General features: G+C 35.1%; 14 protein-coding genes. All 14 read left to right on the top strand.

Annotation, left to right across the window (positions count from 1 at the left end; genetic code table 11):
• The first annotated feature begins 8 nt into the window (after positions 1–8).
• The 14 genes from Q9Q97_RS09535 to Q9Q97_RS09470 all read left to right on the top strand — a co-directional run bounded on the left by Q9Q97_RS09535 (position 9) and on the right by Q9Q97_RS09470 (position 22,220).
• Positions 9–308: a PAAR domain-containing protein gene (locus tag Q9Q97_RS09535; protein WP_306156365.1), complete on the top strand. Its 300-nt coding sequence runs from the start codon at positions 9–11 to the stop codon at positions 306–308.
• Positions 301–735, top strand: coding sequence for a GPW/gp25 family protein (locus tag Q9Q97_RS09530; RefSeq protein ID WP_306156364.1), 435 nt, complete (start codon positions 301–303; stop codon positions 733–735). Before Q9Q97_RS09535 ends, Q9Q97_RS09530 begins: the two co-directional genes overlap by 8 nt.
• A complete protein-coding gene (locus tag Q9Q97_RS09525) occupies positions 732–4,451 on the top strand; it encodes a hypothetical protein (RefSeq protein WP_306156363.1) in 3,720 nt (1,239 codons plus the stop codon). Before Q9Q97_RS09530 ends, Q9Q97_RS09525 begins: the two co-directional genes overlap by 4 nt.
• Positions 4,452–7,184, top strand: a complete 2,733-nt coding sequence (locus Q9Q97_RS09520) for a hypothetical protein (RefSeq protein ID WP_306156362.1) — start codon at positions 4,452–4,454, stop codon at positions 7,182–7,184. It abuts the gene before it with no gap.
• Positions 7,168–10,860 (top strand): contractile injection system tape measure protein, encoded by a 3,693-nt coding sequence (locus tag Q9Q97_RS09515; protein ID WP_306156361.1) that lies wholly within the window; start codon positions 7,168–7,170, stop codon positions 10,858–10,860. The genes Q9Q97_RS09520 and Q9Q97_RS09515 overlap by 17 nt, the downstream gene beginning before the upstream one ends.
• 71 nt (positions 10,861–10,931) lie before the next feature.
• A complete protein-coding gene (locus tag Q9Q97_RS09510) occupies positions 10,932–12,866 on the top strand; it encodes a hypothetical protein (protein WP_306156360.1) in 1,935 nt (644 codons plus the stop codon).
• 11 nt (positions 12,867–12,877) lie between these two features.
• Positions 12,878–13,717, top strand: a complete 840-nt coding sequence (locus Q9Q97_RS09505) for a hypothetical protein (protein ID WP_306156359.1) — start codon at positions 12,878–12,880, stop codon at positions 13,715–13,717.
• A 67-nt stretch (positions 13,718–13,784) separates the two neighbouring features.
• Complete coding sequence (locus tag Q9Q97_RS09500) at positions 13,785–14,708, top strand: hypothetical protein (protein ID WP_306156358.1); 924 nt, start codon at positions 13,785–13,787, stop codon at positions 14,706–14,708.
• Positions 14,698–16,065 carry an ATP-binding protein gene (locus tag Q9Q97_RS09495; RefSeq protein ID WP_306156357.1) on the top strand — a complete coding sequence of 456 codons (1,368 nt, stop codon included), beginning with the start codon at positions 14,698–14,700 and terminating at the stop codon, positions 16,063–16,065. Before Q9Q97_RS09500 ends, Q9Q97_RS09495 begins: the two co-directional genes overlap by 11 nt.
• Positions 16,066–16,071: 6 nt before the next feature.
• A complete protein-coding gene (locus Q9Q97_RS09490; protein WP_306156356.1) occupies positions 16,072–16,629 on the top strand; it encodes a hypothetical protein in 558 nt (185 codons plus the stop codon).
• Positions 16,630–16,678: 49 nt separating this feature from the next.
• On the top strand, positions 16,679–17,455 hold the full coding sequence (locus tag Q9Q97_RS09485; protein WP_306156355.1) for a GH-E family nuclease: 777 nt from the start codon (positions 16,679–16,681) through the stop codon (positions 17,453–17,455).
• A 2-nt stretch (positions 17,456–17,457) separates the two neighbouring features.
• Positions 17,458–18,936 carry a DUF4157 domain-containing protein gene (locus Q9Q97_RS09480; protein WP_306156354.1) on the top strand — a complete coding sequence of 493 codons (1,479 nt, stop codon included), beginning with the start codon at positions 17,458–17,460 and terminating at the stop codon, positions 18,934–18,936.
• Positions 18,937–18,962: 26 nt separating this feature from the next.
• Entirely contained in the window at positions 18,963–20,075 is a 1,113-nt protein-coding gene (locus Q9Q97_RS09475; RefSeq protein WP_306156353.1) for a hypothetical protein, read from the top strand.
• Between the two features lie 126 nt (positions 20,076–20,201).
• The gene (locus Q9Q97_RS09470; protein WP_306156352.1) at positions 20,202–22,220 is read left to right on the top strand and encodes a DUF4157 domain-containing protein; all 2,019 of its coding nucleotides are present in this window, start codon (positions 20,202–20,204) and stop codon (positions 22,218–22,220) included.
• Positions 22,221–22,303: the final 83 nt, after the last annotated feature.

Here is a 22,303-nt window from a genome sequence, read left to right as displayed (position 1 = left end):
ATAAACTTATGCCACCAGCAGCAAGACTTACCGATTTTCACCAATGTCCGATGGTTACTCCAGGAGTGCCACCGATTCCGCATTTAGGCGGACCTATAGTTGGCCCATGTGCGCCAACTGTTTTAATAGCAGGATTGCCAGCCGCCAAAGTTGGCGATATGCTGGTTTGTGTTGGCCCGCCAGATTCTATTATAAAAGGATCTGCAACAGTTATGATAAACGGTATGCCTGCCGCAAGAATGGGAGATTCAACCGCTCATGGAGGATCAATTATGTTGGGAGCATTTAATGTTATGATCGGTGGATAATTCAGCACATACAGACACTGCTTTTTTAGGTTCAGGATGGGCATTTCCCGTGTCTTTTTCTGCAGATAATCATCAGCTGAATTTGTCTGCTAATGAAACCAACATTAACGAATCTATCAATGTCATTCTAAATACCCGAAAAGGCGAGCGTACTCTTGAAGCTGAATTTGGCTCTGGAATACAACAATTTATGTTTAGAAAAATTGACAGTACGTTGAAAGGCGAAATTATAGAAGCCATCAAGTTTGCTTTATTGCGATATGAACCGAGAATATTGGTGCAGGACGTTAAAGTCGCTTCAACGGACATTGTAAACGGAGAAATAGAAATCCTGATTAGTTATATCTATTCAAAAACCAATACAAGACACAATTATGTATTTCCTTTTTATTTAAAAGAAGGAACCAACTTAGATCGAAAAAAATGATTTTAATTGATCAAAATAGCGCTATACATTCTCTCAACGAAGCACTCGTTCCAAATCCGCATTTGATAGACGGAAGAACCGAGCAAGACTGGCTACACTTTTTGGCGGAATTTAGCAAATTGATCAATTTTTATAATGACAGCAATACCATTGAAGGAAACTGGAGTCCGTTTTTATTAAAAGATCCCGTTTTTCTGATGGCTTCCATTTCGAAAACCAATTATAAAAAACTGTACACTGACTATAAAAACAGCTGTACAGAAATTCAGCGATTAATCACAAACGGAAACGTTAAAATTCCTTACTCAAAAGCTTTAAACAGCTTGTTTGACCGCATTACGGCGATTTATAAAATTATAGAACGCTGGACGCATTATTTGCAGAGCAATAACGAAACATACGATCTCAAAACCTATATTTTACAAGAAGTAAAAAACAAATTAAGTGTAGATTTTTGGGCAATCCAGTCTTTTAGGCAATATTTATACAAACTGGCTATCGATGGTTTGTTTATTAATTCTGCACCATTAGAAGACTTTAATTCTTTCGATAAAAACATCTGGTACATAAATAAAGATAAAACGCCTTTCTGGCAAGTTTTTGGGCTTGAAACCGAACATCCAATATTACAGGAAACAGCTTCAATAACGTCTTTTAGCTTAGATATTCTAACTAAAATTGGCGATAAATTATTTCAGTTTTTAGAAACGATAATTCATCACGCGGGAAAAGAATTTAAGAAATTAAACCTCAAAAAAGGGCAATTTCCAGATACAGTTCTTTTGCGTTCTTTCGTCAATATTCTAAAAATTCAGCAAGATCAATTGAACGGACTGTCTGAAAAACATCTTGATTTTTATTACAAAGATATTTTAAAGCAAACCAAATTGCCTGCCGTTCCAGATCAGACTTTTTTGTGTGCAACGCTCACAAAACCAACATCGGTTTATACTTTGCCAGCGGAAACTTTGTTTAATGCAGGAGTCGATGCGCAAAAGAATCCGATACTATTTGCTTCTCATAAAAATGTAAATCTAAATCCAGCGACGATTTCAAGCGTTCACAAACTTTCTTATCAGGATCAAAACAATGCCTCGTATAATTTGCAGACCATTGTAAAGCCTACCGAAATTCAATTAGATCCAGAAAATAAAGCGATAAGCTGGGAAACTTTTGGTTCTGATGATGCTTCTTTAAATCCGTCTTTAATCGGAATTGCATTTGCTTCGCCGATGCTATTATTACGCGAAGGACAGAGAACTATAACGCTAACATTGGAATTTGATTTGCAAATAGATTTGAAAATCCTGCAAGAAGCCAGCTATTTTTTAAGCACGCAAAAAGAATGGTTAAAATTGGATTTAATTCCTGCAAATTTCACAGTCGACCCTACCAAACAGAATACAATTACGATTAAGATTGAGCTTGATCCCACTGTAGTAGCAATTGAACCTTTTTTAATAAATCCCGACGGATTAAAAAGCGATTGGCCAATGATGAAAATTTTGTTTCAAAATGTTCCTAATCCGCAAGAACCGCCAAAAATTACTTCGCTAACTATTGCATTAGATGTAGAAGGAGTTAAATCATTTCAACTGTATAATGATTATGGAGAGTTAAGTACCAAAAACCCCTTCACTCCTTTTGGGCCAGTTCCGCTGGTGAATGCCAATTTTATTATCGGAAATAACGAAATCTTAAGCAAACCTCTAGATAGTTTTATAGTGAAAATAGATTGGGACAAAAGGCCTAATGATTTTTCATTGTATTACCAACAATACAATAACTATCTGAATCCGCAAATAAAAGAAGAAAATAGAAGGCTTGCAAAAACAATTAGATTTTTGCATCCACGAGAAAAAAATATTGTTGTTAAAAAAGAATTTACAAACGCCAGTTTTACAGCTGATTTTACCATCATGCAGGACAAATCATGGCAGGGTCTTAAAATGACAAAAATAGAGTGCAGTGATGTCGATAAAGTTTTTATTGCAGTTGATGAAACTCCCGATTCTGTTTATTTATTCGATCCAGAACCTCTAAACAATGCCAATCCAATTCTCAGTACATCTAGCAGCTGTTATGTGTATGCTAAATCACCTTCAAATTTAAGTTTAACGCAAACTGCGGTTAAAATTTGGGAGCCCGATCCGAATATTCAAAAAGAGCCTTTAAAATTTACTGAAGAAAGTTCGTCAGGATTTATCAGAATGACTTTAGCGACTCCAGAATATGGTTTCGGTTCAGAATTATATGCCAACGTTGTGGCTAGTATTGCTTTGCAAAACGGCAATAAACTGGCGATGGCAGGAGACAAAGAAGTAAAAGATTTTATCGCTGCTGCGAATGTGCCATTTGCGCCAAAAATACAAACCTTTTCTGCCATTTATAATGCCAGCGTAACGTACAAACTTGATGGTACAGCGGGAGATTATCCGTTTCAGTATTTTATTTATGCGCCATTTTCAAATTATACCGTATTTGATAGCGCCACAGCCGATAAGACTGAAACAAATACATTCAATACCGAAATTATTGGAAGCGCTGAAAGCAACGCTGTAAAAGGTTTTCCGCTTTATCCGTCTTTTGACCATAACGGGGCATTATTTATAGAACTCGATAATTTGATTTGCAACAGCACTCTCAATCTCTATTTTGAATTGGCAAGAAATTCAACCGCACTTACCGACCAGAATGATATTATGTATTACTATTTGAGTAATTCTGGCTGGAAAAACATACAGCCATTATCTGATGAAACCAGTAAGTTTAGATGTTCTGGAATAATCGAAATTCCGATTCCGGCAGATTGCAACAATGATAGCACTATAATGCCTGGAACCAAAAATTGGATTTCTATTGCAGCAATTGGCAATCTTAAATCTTTTTCGAAAACCACTTTTATGCAAACCAACGGTTTTAGTGTAAAGAGAACTGGAACTTCATTTTTAACCGATACAGAAAGTCCGCATATTGATGCCAATGTTATTACAAAACCAGAAATCAAAATTCCTGAAATAGGCAACATAATTCAGCCTTTTGCTTCTTTTGGAGGAAAAGTTGCAGAAAACAAAACCGACCGAAATAAAAGAGTAAGCAACAGCATTAAAACCAAAAACAGAGCCAGCACAGCGGCAGATTATTATACGCTAATTGCCGAAAAATTTGATACTGTCTATTACTCAAAAGTAGTGACTAAAAAAAGCGACAACAGCACCAATGTTTATTTGGTAAAAAAAGTAGCGTCAGACAATGATTCAAACGCCTTTATTCCTTTGGTTACAAATGCTTTGGAAATTGAAGTGAGAAACTTTTTAAAAGCCAATTCGTCGCCTTTTATAAACCTGAACATATCCAATTTTAATCTGGAATATGTTTGCATAAACATCACGATTCAAATCGAACAGAACTATCAGACGGCATTAATCAGCAAGAATGTAAATCTTGCCTTAAAAAAATATCTATCGCCATGGATTGCAAATTCTCCTTCTGAAATAGAAATTGGCAAACCGCTCATCGATGGCAAAGTCAGCAGTTTTGTTCAAAATATTGAAGGAGTTCTTTCTGTCGAAAAAGTAACTTTTACGAGTTATTACATCAATCCCATTACGGGAATACAAACGGCTTTAAAAACCGAAAAAAAAGCTTTAATGCCTTATGGACCAGCGACACTTTTAGTTTCTGCACCCAATCATAACATTTCATATTTAGCATAAATGGATACCAATAATCAAATAACAAAAATACAGCTTCCGCCGCATCAGGATTTTAATTTTCTGAAAGACGAAGCTATTGATTATATCCAAAACCATATTGGCAATCAGTGGACTAACTTTAATCCGAGCGATCCCGGAATGACCATTCTGGATCAGGTTTGTTATGCGCTGACCGAATTGGGCTATTGCACCGATTTTTCGATTCCAGATATTTTGACGGATTCTACTGGAAAGATGGAAATCGAAAATCAGTTTTATTTGCCTTATAAAATCCTGACTACAGCTCCTTATACTATTGATGACTATAGAAAATATATTATCGATGGCATAGACGATGTTTATAATGCTGTTATTACCACGTACAAGGATAATATTTTGCCTTTTAGCAGAATTTATCAAGTTTATCTGTATATCAATCCTGACATTACCGATGCTGAAAAATGCCAAAATATTTGCAAATCGGTTTTTTATTACCTTAATCAAAGCCGTAATATTGGCGAGCTTTTTAATATGCCAATTGCACTGCAAACTCAAAATTGCTGGATTGGCGGAAAAATAGAATTGGAAAAAGATGCAGACGAACATGCGGTTTTATTAGAACTTCAAAATAAACTCCGCTCGTTTATATTTCCGAAAATCGATCAGGTAAATTATGATGCTTTAAAAGAAGAAGGATATAATGCTGCCGAAATATATGATGGGCCGTATCTTAAAAACGGCTGGATTTTAGACGAATCATTATCCGATAAAAAAGACACTGTAAAAGCCATTGATCTGATTCCTGTAATTGAATCTGTAGCAGGAATTATTTCGGTTTCAGGATTACAGCTTTATCAGAACAAAATCAGCACGCAAGCATTGCAATCAACTGAAAGCCAAATCTTATCAATAGATGTAATGGCTTCTTATAAAGAGAAAAAGCTATTATTACAGTCGAACGGAAAAGAAATACAGGCGGACGCTTTTGGTCCGTTGCAAATTAATTTAAGCAAATATCAAGACACGGCCACAAGTTTAAACAACAAACCCGCTATAAAATTGCCCAAAAGCAGTTTTAGAGATATCAATAGCTACTACTCCATTCAAAATACATTTCCGCAGCAATATGGCATTGGCGACGACAAAATCGAAGATGATTCGGCACCAATTCAAGTGGCGCAGTCTCGCCAGTTAAAAGGATATCTGACTTTATTTGATCAGGTTTTGGCCAATCAGTTTTCGCAATTGGCAAATGTTTCAAAGCTATTTTCTTTTACCAATTCGGTATGCGGAGCGCCTTCAGACAATGAAACTTTTTATGCTTTGAAAGACAAATTCGAGAAAAAACATTTAGAATATCCTGTTCCGTACAAAATGTTTGCTCCGAGTTATTTCTATCAATCTTTGTACAATGTTCCTCATATCAAGCCTTTATTAAAAAATAATACTGTTTTTGAATACAGCTCTAGCGAGGAAACTAAAAAAGAACTGAAAGAAAAAAGCTGGTTCGAATATCAGCAAGATCCTTACAATTCGTACATCTTCGGAATGATGAAAATCATGGAAGAGGAAGATGTAAATTTCGATAGAAGAAACAAAATATTAGATCATTTATTGGCCAGACATGGCGAATCTCCAAAGGTTATTGATGCGATTATCGAGGATACGATTTATACCGGAAATAAGAAAAAAGATCAGATCATTTTGAAAAGTCTGTATTTGCAAAACCTCGATCTGTTATCGTACAACCGACTAAAAGGCTACAATTTTCTGACTGCTTCTAAAATCAATCAGAATGCCGATTTTGGTTTGTCGAATATCAAAAACGAACATTTTGATCGTATCAGCGAGAATACTTCCGATTTCGTTTTTCAGTCTGATAAACTCAATAAAAAAGAAAAACTAAGCAAAACCGATTTCAATAATTTTTCGGGTTTAGAATTAAAACTGAGTTTGCTTTTCGGATTAAAAAACATCTACAACAATTTTATTACGACGAAATTTGAAACAGAACAAAGTTCTATTCAAGATCAACTGAACAGTAATAAAACAATACAAAAAGTATATTGGCTGAAAGAGAAAAGAAAAGGATGTTTTTTAATCGAAACGTCACTTTTATTAAGTCAGTTAAAATACAATATCGAAATTTTATATAAAAGTAAAAATTTAAGTCATAAAATTCAAAATGTTGATTTTCAATCAACAGCAAATATCAACTATATTTTAAATACTACTAGTCAAGCAGTGCTAGATGCCCAGCTTGTTGAGGGTTATTTGGAATTTGCCAACCAGAAATATTCTTTTATTTCTGACGATTCTGAAGCTGTGACGGTTAGCGATTATACAAAAAGTAAATTATCTGATTATTTATTTAGGATTTCGATTTCATCTGGAAATGGGACAATTACAATCAATAATGAACTCTTTAAGAAAAATGCCGTCTTATTATTTCCCGACTTTATTCCGGAGTTGCAAACTCCTGAGTTCAAAAAACGCCTTAAACAGTTTCTTGCGGTCAGCCTTCCGACAAGTATAAAATGCGAATGTTTGTTTGTAAGCCTTCAGGAATTGGAAACCTTTATGCCCAATTATAGCAGCTGGCATGAGAGTTTGAGATTCAAAAACGCACAAGATTTAATTTATAAACCAAAAGATAATTCAGAAACAGCAAGTTCAGATCCTGAGCAATCAGCGGTTAATTTAATCAATAGTCTAACCTCAATTTTAGCGACAAAAAATGGAAGAAATAAATAGCCATATTGTATCGAGTCTAAAATGGGACACGACTTTTGACCAGAAAAATGAAGGTTATAAACTTCAGGAGCGTTTGAGCTCGTGGAGCAAAATTACGCTTCCGAGAGAAGTCGCCGCTATTTTTAACGAATTATGTCCGCAGGAACAAAGCTGGAGAATTGAATCGCTGGAACTCGATTTGGGTTCTTGCGATTATAGCGATCTCGAGTTTGATCTGAGTCGAAAAATACGCAGTTTGCTAAGAGAAAAAATAGCCGAATTAATTCTGTATCAAAACAATCAGAAGCAAAACAGAATTGCGGTTTACAATAAAGAAAAATCAATTCTTGAGAATTTGATGGTCTTTTTGCTTGAAGGTTCTCTGCCTTGGAATTATCAGCATAAAGAAGGTTCTGTCAACCAGATTATGGCAGAATTGCTTCAGAATAACCTAACCGAAGTTATAGCAATTATTAAAGAAACCGGATTATCGCACGAAGAGGTTAGAAAACGAATTGCGTGGCAATTTGACGAGAAAAACATCACCAAAATAATTGCATCGCTTGAGCCTAATAATAGCTCGATTATTGAGTTCAGCTCGATTATGGTTAATATTCAGGTTAAAGAAACTATTATTCAGACTAGTACGGCAAGTTTCAAAAAGAATCTGTGGTTCTTTATTCTGAACTTTTTGCTGTTGGAACGCGGTACACTTTTCAATAAACTGGCTTTCATGAAAAGCAGTATTCTGCAAATGGCCAATCATTACAATATTGCTTATGCAGAATTGATTATTCTGATCGAAAATACAGTTGTAAAACTCTCTGATAAAACGTCTCAGAATAACAATTTTATTGCTTGTCTAAAAATATTGACTCAGGAATATGAAACGCAAAAAAGCGAAAATTACAAACCTGAAACAGCTACAAACTATTGGATTGTTTTGGAGCAACTGCTAAAAAATAAAAACACTAGAAAATTTAAAACGGAGAGAGACAATCTGAATGAATTGATTTTGGCTTTGAGCAATGAGAATAAAACAAAATTCAGTGCTCTTATCCAACCTATTTTCAAAGATGAAAATCTGCTGATTTCGCTTATTGAAGATTTAAACGAAACTTCGATAAAAATACTATATTCTAAACTGGACACTACTCCATCGCAGCTTCACACAGAATCTGTAATGTATCTGAATAAGCTGAGCCAGACTTTTAAACTAAAAAAAAACAGTAAGGTTTTATGGCAAATTGGAATTCTTTTTCTCATCAAAAATAAAAATGCTGACAATACTGCATTTTTATTGTTTTGCATTAAAGAATTGAGCAAAGAAAATAATCTGAGCCATGAGCATTTGCTGGCTTTATTTACCAATGCTAAAATTCCGGCAGCTGTGAAAAACAATAATTCGGCAACTATTTACACCAGTTTAAATGCTATTTATTGCAAAGAAATCAGTAAAAATAATTCTAATTATCCTGCTGTTTATTTTAAGAATCTAGTTGCAAAACTAGAATTAGAATTGCAGAAAAACAGTGCCAAAAGTGTCTTTTTTGTTGACTTGCAACGATCGCTGACGAGAACTATTTTACTGCATCCAAAAATGGCTTTTGAGGTCATGCTTTCTTATGGAAATAAAGAAGTTTTGAAGAAAATTTTACCGCTGATTTTGAATCGCGAAATGCTTCAATTATTAGTTAAAACAGCCAATTATAAAAAAACAAAACTCGTACAGACAATACAAGTTGTCTATGAAATTCTGAACGAAAAAGACAACTATGATTTTCCAGAAGAATTAATGACCGATAATTTATTGCTTCTCGGCATGCAGGAAATATTGTTTCATCCGGAACATAATGCTTCTTTATTCTTGGAAACGATTATTGTACAGTTATCCAAAAAAGTAACTGAGACGAGACGAAGCGATTATTTTCAGTTCATTACAAAACTGATTCAGTCCAAACGAATTAAATCTTTTGGAGTTGCCATTAAAAAAACTTTCATCAATCAATTAAAAAACACAAAATCTATTGATACTGTTGCGCTTGCATTGCTTATTCAAAATACCTCACAGGAAGATCAGCAGGAATTAGCTCAATTATTGACTGTAAATTTTAATGACGCAGGATTTGTTTTGCTTCGAAAACAAGACAGAAAAGAAAGCGAAAACATTTTGAATTATTTTCTAACAAATGGAGCTGTGCTGAAAAAGAATTGGGTTCAGAAAACTTCAGAAATAATAATTCGCAATGCAAAATCAATTTCGAAAACTAAAATAATTGGTGAATTAAATGAGCTTTTCTGGAATTCAATTTTAAAATATTCGACTTATAAAGGCAATGAAATGCTTTTTGAAAAACTGCTTCAGAAAGAACTCAAATTATACGTAAAAAAGAATATTACGAAAGAGGAAACAGCAATTCAAAACGAAGCAAATTCTTTTGAATCTGCCAATTCACTTACAGAATTAATGCCTCTTTTGGAGAATCAAATACTATCAGATGATACGATTTCTAATGAAATTTCAGAATCCATTAGTTCAGCCATTTTATTCGAAATCAACAATTTATCCGAAAAAGAAAAATACAGTTGGATTTCGTCAATTGTTATAGAACGTAAGGTTTCAACTGTTTTCAGCATTTCAAAAACTATCGAAATCAAAGAAATACTGAATATGATTATTATAAAAGAGCCTAAGATTTTCTTTAGCATAATGAAAAAAGAGTTTATTCCCGAAGCTCAAATGGATTGGCTTTGCCGCAACATTAATTTTCATAATCTGTGCAATGCGGTTAGTCAAGTAGATAAAAACAAAGAATTGTATTTAAGAATTCTAGAAAAATTCAACCATGTTTTAGGCTCTGTTAAAATCAAAGGTTTGGCTTCTAAAGAAATGCAGCATCTTTTACTGCGAAAACTTTTAAAAGCTGTAACCAATGACAATTGGAGACTTATTACTGCCGACAGAATCTGGAATGAATTGATCTGGGAAGTGGTAACGAAAAAAGGGATTTCTAAAAAAAGCTTTTTGGCTGATCTGGAAAAATATATCTATCAGTTTCCGCCCGCTTTACAGCTTGGGTTTAAAGAAATTCTAAGAACTGAAAAACAAACTGCTCCTCTTTTAAAACAACCTGAAATATTTTCGAAAATGGAATTAATTAAAATTAAAGAAAGACCAAAAAACAGTCCTAAACTAGGAATTCCAGTTAGAAACGCTGGAATTGTGCTCTTAAACGATTATATCGCGATGCTGTTTGAACGGCTGCAGCTAACCTCTGAAAATAAATTTATAAGCAATGAGCATCAGGTTCGAGCTGTTCAGTATCTGCAATACGTAATTACGGGAATGCAGGAAACAGAAGAGATTTATCTGCCTTTGAATAAAGTGTTATGCGGTTTGCCTTTGACCGATACTGTTCCAGATTTTGTCGAAATAACTGATTCTGAAAAACAATTGATAAATGGTTTGATACAAGCTGCGATTTCGCATTGGCCAGAAATTGGAGATTGTTCTGTAGATGGTTTTCGAGGAAACTGGCTCGTTCGCGACGGAATTCTAGTAGAACATGAAGATAAATGGGAACTGACTGTTGACAAAAGGGCGTATGATATTTTGATAAACCGATCTCCATTTGCTTTTTCGATTATGAAATACCATTGGATAGATAAGCCTCTGCATGTGATCTGGCCTTATTAACATTCCAAAAAAAGCTAATAAAACCTTGAATACAATATTGAAATATAAATTAATTAACTAAAAGAACTATTATGAACACTTACAATGAAAATCTGCATTCTAGTGTATTGTCTTCATTAGAAAGCCAAGAAATGACCAAAAAGCAATTGAGCAACGAATTGAACAACTCAATGTTTACGCTTTATTATGCCGAAGGAGCCGAAATTATTGCGCAAGAAAAACTTGATGCTACAACAAAATTATACCAGGAAAAACAGCTTATAAATACTGTTGTGGTAAAGAATAAAAACATGGCAGACAACCTGTTATTATCTGCAAATCAGCAAAAAACCTATGTTACACAATCGGTTACCAATATGGCAGTTTGTGCTTCAAACATACAAATTGCGGCTAATTCGGTTGTACGTCTGGCTAGCGATATCGGGAGTATTTACAGTATTATAAATGCAGCCGACTATGGAACTCAAATTTACCAGCAAGCGCGCGTGGCATACAACCTCATCAATAAAACAGCTTATAAGGCAGAGCAGACTTCGCAATTTGCTATGGAAGCGACAGCTTCTATTTCTGAAGTTTCGACTTCTGTAGTGGCCGACGGAGCTAAGCTAACGAATGCTTCTGTAAACAATTTATTGCAGGTTACTACAGCTGACTTAACGTCAATTACGGCAGTGTTAACGGTAGACAATGATACTAAAGCTAAAGCTAGCATTGCGACCAGAGCGGCAGAAGGTGCTATAAAGTGCAATGAAGTGGAATATGAAGCTTCTAAAAAAGCATATTCGTATAATAACGAGCAATTTAACCAGAGTTTAATTGTCGAAATTCCGAAGCTTTTTGACCCTGCTGTCGGGAATTTCAATATTTCTTTTGATGCTTATAAAACTCCTTTTACTCCAGAAGATAGAGATCCTGAAAATCCAAATACCGGGTTAAAAGCGCCTGTTTTAAGCTATAATTTGATTTTGGTAAAAGACAGTAAAAAATCATTCTTCAGCGTTTCTAATGCAGAAGATTTAGTTGGCAATGCAGATCAGTGCAAAAATATTCCTGCTTCTCAAACTCCAGATGCAAAAGGCAAATACAAAGCTTCTATAGCTTATAAGCAATTTAGAGACGCAGACAATGATCCGTTGGTTTTGGGCCAAAATTATGTTGCTTTTCTTTTGATCACTTTTTCTGAAAACTACAAAAAAGAAATCAATACGTTTGACGATTACTTGTCTGCTCCTTCTGAAACATTTGCATTGACTTATACTTTAAAAAGTGCTCAAGGCTTTGATTTTTCAAGAAAATCATCTTCAGAAGATTTGTCTAAAGTTACTTTTAATGTTGAAAAAGAAGTTTTAAAATCAAATGAAGTCGATTACAGATGTTTCTTCCTGCCTTATCCTGATGATATTGCTACAAATGAAGATTTGAACACGCTTGATTTTAAAATTGAAACTAGTGAATTAACTGAAGAAATTAAAATTGTTCAAGCAGATATTGACTTATATACTAGCGAAATAGAAGCTTTAAATGCTTCTGCAAATGCTACAAATACGGATAAAAATGCCAAAGATTTGGATCAGGAAAAACAAAAAAATGCAAGCCTGAAAACAGCTTTGGCAGATGCAAAAGAGAAATTGCGTATTGCAAGAGCGCTATCAACTGACTTGAATGCTAAACTGAAAGAGCTTACAGACAAAGCTCCGAAACCGGCTAAAAACTCAAAAGCTTTTTACTTCAATTTAAACTTAGCAGAAAACATTCCAGCCGGAAACTTTACGAGTGCCAGACATCATAAAGCTGACAATAGTTATGCTGTGCATATTGACGGCACCACTACAGATAATTTCGGAAATCCGCTGATTGAAGATAAAAATTACATTCCGGTTGTATTGTCTTATTACAAAGGCAGCGAAAACAACAAAAGCCAATACACCAACAGTCTTTCAGATTGGCAAAATACGGAGCCAATACCTTATTCTACAAAAGAAAATCAAAATCCATCAACTAAATAAACTACAATTCTATGGAAACTCAAATAGCACCAGGCCCGAAATTGCAGAAATACGGGATTACAGAGAAAAAGAAAGCAGAACTAGATTTACTAAAAAATCAAGTGACAGATGCAGCAGCAATTGTACAGCAACAGCAAACGATTGTAACCTCGCTGAATGAAAAATCGACTAGATATCAAGGCTATTTATTGGTTGCAGAAAGCAATCGTTCGCATGCGTTAAGCAATAAAAACTTAATTGATCAGGTCATTCAAAATGCTTCTGATTTAGCTTTTAATTCAAATAATGCTTTTTCTAAAACGACAATTGCCACTAAAGATGCAGGAATAGTAAGCCAGAACATTAGCGATTTAATCACTAAATTAATTTATTCTGTAGAAATAATTAATAAGCTGTCTAATCTTGTTATCCGCAAGAAAGCGCTTAATCCGCTAATTTCAGACGATTTGATTGCAAGAATCGGCACTGCTGGTACAGACGCTAATAATGCAGTTGCCCTAACATTGGTTGCTTTAAAATCTACATTGGCAGCAGAAGCTGCAGTTCTGGAGTCTGAAGCAGCGATTACGCTTGAAAATAGACAGGCTGCTAAATTGTATCTGACTTTAACAGACGAAAAATCTATAGATGCCTCATTGACATCACAGCCAACTTCAGACACTTCGATCAGAGGGTTATTGTATAATGCCTACAAAGATGCTCAGATTACTTATGAAAAAGCTAATAATGCAAATGACGAAACAGCAAGACAATTGAGTATTGCGACGGCCAATTTAAATAAAGCTCAGGTTAAACTTCAGTCGCTTCAATCTAGCTTAGCTGCGGCAACTGCGGCTGCTTATGCCTCTTAAAACACATTAAAATGTCCACTGTTCCAATATTGGATTCAGTGGACTTTAATCCATAATTCTTAAGGTCATGAATCATACTAACAAGAATTTTTATAGACAGTTTTATCTCAAAACTGGAGGATTTCTGCCTACGAAACCGTTGAATAATAGTCTTTTTCCAGGCGATTATTTCCAGATTAAAAATGGAGAAATCATTCTATTGGGAAATATTTATCGCAATGGCATTATCTCGCATCACGACGCAGATATTAGCAGTGTGATTGCTTTAAATGAAGCCAATTGGAATTTTAGCGACGGAATTTCGAAACCTTATTCGGGGCGTTCACAGGCGCATGGTTCTATAGATGGAAATTTTGAATTCAGCAAACAGATTTTAGCATTTTCCCATAGAGGAAATTTCATCTTTAAAGCCGAAGAACCTGAATCTGTAAAAATTAATAATTGGAATGACATTCAGCAGCAGTTAATTATAAAACTCACGCAAACCCTATATTCTTTCAGGGAACTTTATGTAGTAACTGAAAGCGCTACTGCCAAAAACACCACTCTCGCTATTGCAGGAGAAACAAATGCAGAATTGGAATTGGCTTGTGAAGCAGAAAATTTTGGTTTATCAGATATTTTTGGACACCCAAATACCAAAACAATCCAATCAAAGGATATTGAATATTATCATAGGGAAACCAAAAGAAAACCCGCTTATTTTAAAGCTAAAAAATTAGTCGTTCAAGATGAAAAGCTCTCTTATTTCATCAGTGATTTTATCTCGAAAGAAAATAGTACGAGCGAATGGGCAGATTCTTTTTTTGATTCCAATTTTCATAATGATGTGGACTATAATACGCAAATGATCATGCAAAATGCGCAGGGTTTTTATTTGGATATGCTGCAATGCAACGAGTTAAATCCTAATACGGCTTTATTGTATTTTAAATGGGCTGATGCTAATCTTGACGATGTAGAAAAATTATTTGGAGCGTATGGAAACTAATTCCAATATAATTGTTTTGTATAATGAAATGGATTGGCTGCAAAAAGTAATCGATCAAGTTATTTGCAGTTATCTGCTTCAGGAAGGTCATGAAAATCGATGGCAGGATATTGCGCCACCCGAAGCTGATGATGATTCTATAGATAGCGTTTATTACAAAAAAATAAAAGAATGGGATTTGAATCTTTACGAAAGGCTTTGTCTTGCTTTGATTCTCGCGCCTCAAATTAAACCTGAAGTTCTCGATATTTTCTTTAGCAAAAATGCCATGTACGATCGCGGCTTTACAGAATTTGGCGGTGTCATCAATAAAACCCATAGCGGATTTCTGCCTACAGGCCAAACCTTGTCCTTTTTAATTACCGCTGTGAATCCTGAATTAAGGATCGAATTGCTTCAGATTCTCAACAACACCAATATTCTAGCAAAAGAACAGGTTTTAGTTTTAGAAAGTTCTGAGTCAAATGTGCCTGTTTTAAATCAGCTTCTTTCGGTTAACGAACGCTGGCTGCAATTTTTTATAACGGGAACTTTGCCTAAACTCGAACATAGCGTTTCGTTTCCCGCTCAGCAAATTTCGACCAAATTAAACTGGGATGATTTGGTTTTGGAAGAACACGTTATGAATCAGGTTATGGAAATAAATGCTTGGCTCAATCATGGCGAAACGCTGATGAAAGATTGGGGTCTCGAGAATAAAATTAAACCTGGATATCGAACGCTTTTTTATGGCCCTCCTGGAACTGGAAAAACGCTTACGGCAACTTTACTAGGAAAAAGCACTAACAGAGAAGTTTACAGAGTTGACCTCTCTATGATTGTTTCTAAATACATTGGTGAAACCGAAAAAAATCTTTCTAAGATATTTGATGTTGCACAGCACAAAGATTGGATTTTATTTTTTGATGAAGCCGATGCTCTCTTCGGAAAAAGAACGACTACCTCATCTTCAAACGATCGGCATGCGAATCAGCAGACGGGTTATTTACTGCAAAGAATTGAAGATTTTCCAGGAGTTGTAATTCTAGCTTCAAACTTAAAAGAAAATATGGATGAAGCTTTCTCTAGAAGATTTCAATCGATGATTCATTTTACCATGCCAACCGCCGAAGAAAGAATTCTGTTATGGGAAAAAGCATTCTCTGGAAAGTGTCAGCTTAGTCCAGATATTGATATCGAAAGCATTGCCGAGAACTATGAACTTGCCGGCGGAGCGATTATCAATGTGTTGCGATTTTGCGCTTTAGCTGCCATTCAGAAAGATGAAACTATTGTCAGTCAGCAGGATTTATTGGAAGGCATTAGACGTGAATTTAAAAAAGAGAATAAAACACTTGTGGTTACTCAAATGAGTTGATGGCTTATGAAAAAGGATGAAAACATTATTCAAGTTACTATTACTAAGCCCAAATTGCACCGTCATGAATTGAAGCTTAAAATTGGGAATTGGAAGAAACATTTCGACCTCAACTATGTAAACACCATAATTGCAATGGCTTTAAATTATTGCAGTAAAAATAATGCTGTTTTTATAAATGGCTATTTAATTACGAGTCAGAATCTTTATCTGGTCATACAGACAAATGAGAAGCATATAGACACAACCGTTAATAAAATTGAAGCTCAGATTATTATTTTATTAAAAAATAACCGCCAAAAACTAAAAGAAAACCGTGGAGAAATTTCTTTTATTACCGATGATGAAAATCTTTTTTATGCCGCCCGAAAACCTTTATTCAAAATTTTGCCTTTAGAAAATGATCATCTGGTAAAACTCCTTACAGGAAAAAAAGTAACGATCCCCTATTTTGATCGAGATCTTGAGAGTTTAAAAGTTATGATTCACAATCATCCTTTTTGTTCAGCAATAAATTATTTAGGCGGTGTTGGTCCTGTTGAGGTTACGCCGTTGAGGGATTAAATAGATCGTGAAAAGTTAAGCAGTTATATAATTCTAATAAAGAAGAAAAATGATACAACAGCACAAAAAAATATCTCAAAATGAAACCGATAGTATTGCTGCAAATGCTGCTCATGGAAATAATACGGTTCAGCTAAAAGACAATCGTGAATTTTCTATTGTACAACGAAAACTTCAAGAAACTGCAATACCAAATAATGCCGTTACACAATTAAAAGGTGGCGACGGTGGAAAGAAGAATCAAAAGAAAAGAAAAAGGCAAGACTCAGAAAGCGATGACGATGGCAGTGGAGATTATATTCCTCCACAAGCAAAAAAACAGAAAAGATTCCACATTCCAAATGACACAACAGAACATGTTATAAGACATACTGCTCATAAACGTACTAATGTAAATAGCAACTTTGATGAAATATACACTTGTCCTGGATGCAGACGACCATTAGCTTATACAAAAAAGGGAAACAATAAACTTCAACTAACTAAATACGCTTTTACAAGTAAAAGTGGCAAACATCACCAACAACGTGCTTTGACATTGGACCACTTCCCTACTTGGGCACCTCGAGAACGCGATTTAAAGTCAAGAGGCGCAACTGATGAAGAAATGAAGGAAGATCACAATGATCCAGATCGTTTAAGGGCTTTTTGCAAAGTATGTAATGAAAGCCATAAATATGAGAAAAAGAAAAAAGTGAATTATGATAGTGAAGATGATGAAGATGGATATCATACTCCAGATGATGAACCAGAAAACAAAGGTTTTTATAAAGATTTTCGCAAGGATCCCGATCCAGGTACAGGTGGTGCGGGTATAACAGCATAAAAATGAAACAGCAACAAGAAAAAATATCCGAAAACAAAACTATAGCTACTGCTTTCAGCATTGACAGCGGACGCAATGCTATGCAGTTAAAAAATAATCGGGAATATTCTGTCCTGCAACAAAAACTTTCAGAAAAACCAATAGCTGTGCCAGTTTCTTTTACTCCAGTTCAAAGAAAAGCAAATAGCACTGGGCTCCCTGACAATCTGAAATCAGGAATCGAAAATCTTTCTGGCCATTCTATGGACGATGTCAAAGTTCATTACAACTCTGATAAACCTCAGCAAATAAATGCTCACGCTTATGCACAAGGAACAGATATCCACATTGCATCTGGACAGGAAAAACATTTAGCTCACGAAGCTTGGCATGTGATACAGCAGAAACAAGGACGCGTGAAACCTACTATGCAAATGAAAGGTAAAGTTAATGTAAATGATGACAAAGGTTTGGAGAAGGAAGCTGATGTTATGGGAGCTAAGGCTTTGCAGATGAAATCGAAAGAATATGAAAATAGGCTCATTAGCAATGCCATACCTATAATTCAGTTAAAAAGAAAAAAACGTAATGAACACGACAACGCAATTAGAAATTGGAATGACCCAACTACTCGAAATAAAAAAATAGCAGGCAAACAAGCAAAAGCTGATGCAACTGGTAAAGGACAATTGGCACTAGTACCTAATGGAACTAACGAATTTAATCAAGTTAAAGGGAAAATAGAACAAAATGTTAGAACTAAACCTTATAAAACAGATGCATTTCATGAAACTCAGCCACTTATGAAAGGTATTATGGCAGCAAATGGCTTTTTTGGAAAACTATGGGCAGGCAAAAGTGCTGTATTAGGAGGCGGAGGCGGAAGAGCTTTTACAATAGATATTCAACAGGTTTTTAGGATTATCAATCCAAGCGTTAGAACAAATGCATTTCAAAAGGCAAAATTTAATGGATCGCATAAAAAAGGAAAAACTTCAAGAGAATTATACGCAGGACATGGAAGCCATGTTACCGATTTAGTAGTCAGTGGAGGCTATCGCCCAGACATAGGTGCACATGATACGCAGAAGGGATTTGGTGCGCTTGGAAGAGGCTCCTATTTTAGTGATCAAGCAGCAAAAGCGGCTACTTATGGTGGTCTCGATCCTATATCAGGAGGAGTTCTAATTGTTAGCGATGTTATAGAGGGAAACCAAAAAAATGTTGTAGACGGATCTAGTGAAAGGCATAACACACATAATTCTATGGTAAAGCGAGTCGGAAACCACCAAGTTCCAGTGCCTGTTGGATACCAAAAGCAGAATAATGTTGATGAAACCGAATATGATTCAATAAGAGGTGAAAAAACTTATGAATCCGGAAGCGGTTCTTATGGAGCAATTTATTACCGAAATAATTTTGATTCGAATGAAATATTGATACGAAATGCAGATCAAATTCTACCCAAATATAAGGTGCATTACACAATAACATTTATATAAATATTAACCCTTAAAAACTATAAAAAATGAATGATTTATCAAAAATTGCAAATGCTTCGGCATTGGTTCCATTACGGGGAAGTGCTTATGTTCCTGCTCCAGCAGATGATACACCAAATCCTCCACCCAAGTATTTTGACACTGATTTTACCAATTCTCACTTTCCACTTTTATGGGGAAAAGCAGATGGTGGTCGTGGAGATGTTTCTAATTTGGCTAATGAGCTTAAAGTAAATTTTTTACATCTGTATGATTGGAGCACTCCACCAGCTCCAGATAAGCAACCAGGTCCGTATCAAAGGTCACATATTTCCTTTTTAGACGAATGTGCAGCTAACAATATTAAAGTTTTCGTGCCAATTTCTAATTATTTTCTGTCGGAATTACATAAAGGGAACGATGTCATACCTTTTATTACGGCAATGGTAACTGAAATTTACAATGCTGGAACCACTCCGCATAAAGCCGCAGGTATGTGGGGAATTGGAAATGAATTTGATCTAGCGGGAGGTTTTACGGTAATTGAGGTTGCGAAGATGATTCAGATTCTTATCAATATTGAAAAAAGTTTAGGAATTCCAGCATCGGCTTTACTTCCAATTACTTCGCCAGTTTCATTTGCTGATCCAACAAATAAAAATATACCTGGAATTAAGGCTATTCGAAAACTTCAAGCCGCTTTTATAGCTCTAGACTTAGAGGATGTTTGGGATACCAGATTTATTGCTTCAACAAATCCGCAGAATGATGGTGCCTATATTAAAAATTATATTGATGTGACATTTCCATCTTACTTTCCTAATCTTCCCTTTTTCTTTGCCGAAATGGGAGTTCCCATCAAATCGGATTCGGCTGTAAAAACTGAAGATGATCAAGCTGCATGGGTACTTTCTCAAATAGAAAATTCACACCCACGAAATAACTTTTTAGGAGTCTGTATCTTTCAATTTCTTGATCAAACCGCTCTTAAAAAGGGATCTGAAGCTACATTTGGAATGATGAAACAAGGAGAGGGATATACAAAAGCAGGTACTATTACGTTTGGTTATACTCCTGGAGGCGGAGAACCCTATTTCATAGATACACTAGCAAAAAAGCCATTGTATGAAAGTGTCAAAAAAGGTTTTTCAAATTTTTAATATAGTTTTTTAATGTTTATTATTTACAATAAATCAGTGGGTACTTTTCTACTCAATTGCAATGAGAACTGCTCACTGATTTTAAAACACTAACGTGCCGTTTAGACATCTTAATCAATTACAGTTATGGATAATAAAACAATACATACTGAAGATACAAAACAACAATTTTCGGCAGCAAATTCAATCCAGAAAAAGGACAACACGCAATCTGCTGTTTCATTACAAGATAACAGGCCAAAATCTGTCTTACAGAAAAAAGAAAACAATACGGGTCTGCCCGACCATCTAAAATCAGGAATCGAAAATCTTTCAGGTCATTCTATGGATGATGTAAAGGTACACTATAACTCAGATAAGCCTGGACAACTGAATGCTCATGCTTATGCACAAGGATCAGATATTCATCTGGCTTCTGGTCAAGAAAAGCATTTACCTCATGAAGCTTGGCACGTGGTTCAGCAAAAACAAGGACGCGTAAAGCCTACTTTGCAGATGAAAGGCAAAGTGAATGTAAATGATAATAAGGGTTTGGAGAATGAAGCTGATGTTATGGGAGCGAAAGCAATGCAATTAAAGAATAACCCTAACGAAAAAAAAATTATACAAAAAGAGATTCGTCATAATACTATTAGTCAGAGAATGATAACCATTCAAAGAAAAATCATTGATAGTCATGTGATAAATAGAATTAAAAGTCATTATGCTCTAAGAAATATAGATCCAATAGTATTAAACATTTTAATAAACGATGCTATTGAGATGACAGATAACTATGAGGCCGCAATTGAGAGGATAAATAATGGAATAATGCATGACAATGCCATGACAGCACCTGTAGAAAATACTGAAGATGGGGCTAAAACTGATAAAAAAATCTCTAAACGTGCTGCAATAGATATTAGCGATACCCGAACTAGACCTGTATTTACATCTAGTGTACCATTGGCTGCCACATCCAAAACAAAATTAGAAGAAGAATGGAAAGGATCAAACACTAAGGATTTTTATTCAAAAGTACGCGGATTGTTAAAGATAGCCAGAGATCCTGTGCATAAAGACAATAAAGAAGCAATAAAAAAATTGGATGAACTCATAAATGGCTACAAAGAACACGAATCTGTAAAAAAATTAATTGATAATGCTGTAAGAGTAAAGGCTACAAAAGCAAAAGGAGCCAGTTCGGGCACTGGATTAGATGAGCTTTTTAAAACTTCAGAAACTATGAAGTATTTAGAATTGTCTTATCGCCCTCCTAAAAAGATGTCGGCTGTAGCCACTTTTGATGGAGAAGAGTTTGATTGGATGGATGCACAAGAACAAATAAGACTTTCTACAGAATTTATTATATGGGCTGGTGATCTTGTTGATGAAATTTCTGGACATACTGGCACGTTCCAAAAAAAATATCAAAGAAACTGGATGACACAAAAACAATCTGTAATGCATGAAGTTAGAGACGATGCCATTTCAAAAAGAAGCAATCCCGCAACTGGTATTGTAGAAGCCATTGCTACTCATTTGAGAATTACAGAAAATGTTGAAGGTCTAATAAAAGAAAAGTACACTGGTGTAAAGGCCAGCGATGCTTTAACTTCTGATGGACATTCTGTGGATGAGCGATATGACGAAATATTAAAGGATTTACACAAACACAGGGATGTATTAAAAAGTTATCTTCAAGTTTTTAGGAAAAAAGCTGTTGTCTCTGGAAATAGTTCTCCATTGATTGCAAGACATGGAGGATCAGATTATCACCCTGAATCTCCAATGCATATGGGTATAGATGATGTTGAGATAAAAAGCAATGGAAAGGTCAATGGAAATCCACTTTACAATTTAGCATCACAATGGCGTAAAACGCACGGCAGTCCCGCAAAGAAAATTCCGCCTAAACCTATACACCCAGCAATTACAGAGGCAAGAGAATTTATTAAAAAGAAATGGAGCACAACTAAAGCAACATCTATCAATACAGCAGCAAAAAGGCAAGCCAAAAAATTAGGCGAAGATGCAGATCCAAGTGAAGTAGATAAAGAAATGATTAGAATTTATATTGAAAAATTAGATCCTGACAAGTCTGATAAAGAGGTTGAAGATATTATTGAAAAATTAATTACAGCACAAGAGGAGTTGTCTCAATAATGAATCAAGAGGATTGGGTGCATGCGAGCTTTATAAAACAAATAATCTTGAAAATAGATATTCTAGATAGCAAAGCTGCTCGA

It is taken from the genome of Flavobacterium sp. DG2-3, from assembly GCF_030730925.1.
In the GTDB taxonomy this organism is placed as follows: domain Bacteria; phylum Bacteroidota; class Bacteroidia; order Flavobacteriales; family Flavobacteriaceae; genus Flavobacterium.
The sequence above is the reverse complement of the archived record's forward strand: the minus strand, read 5'-3'. Positions and strand labels throughout refer to the sequence as shown.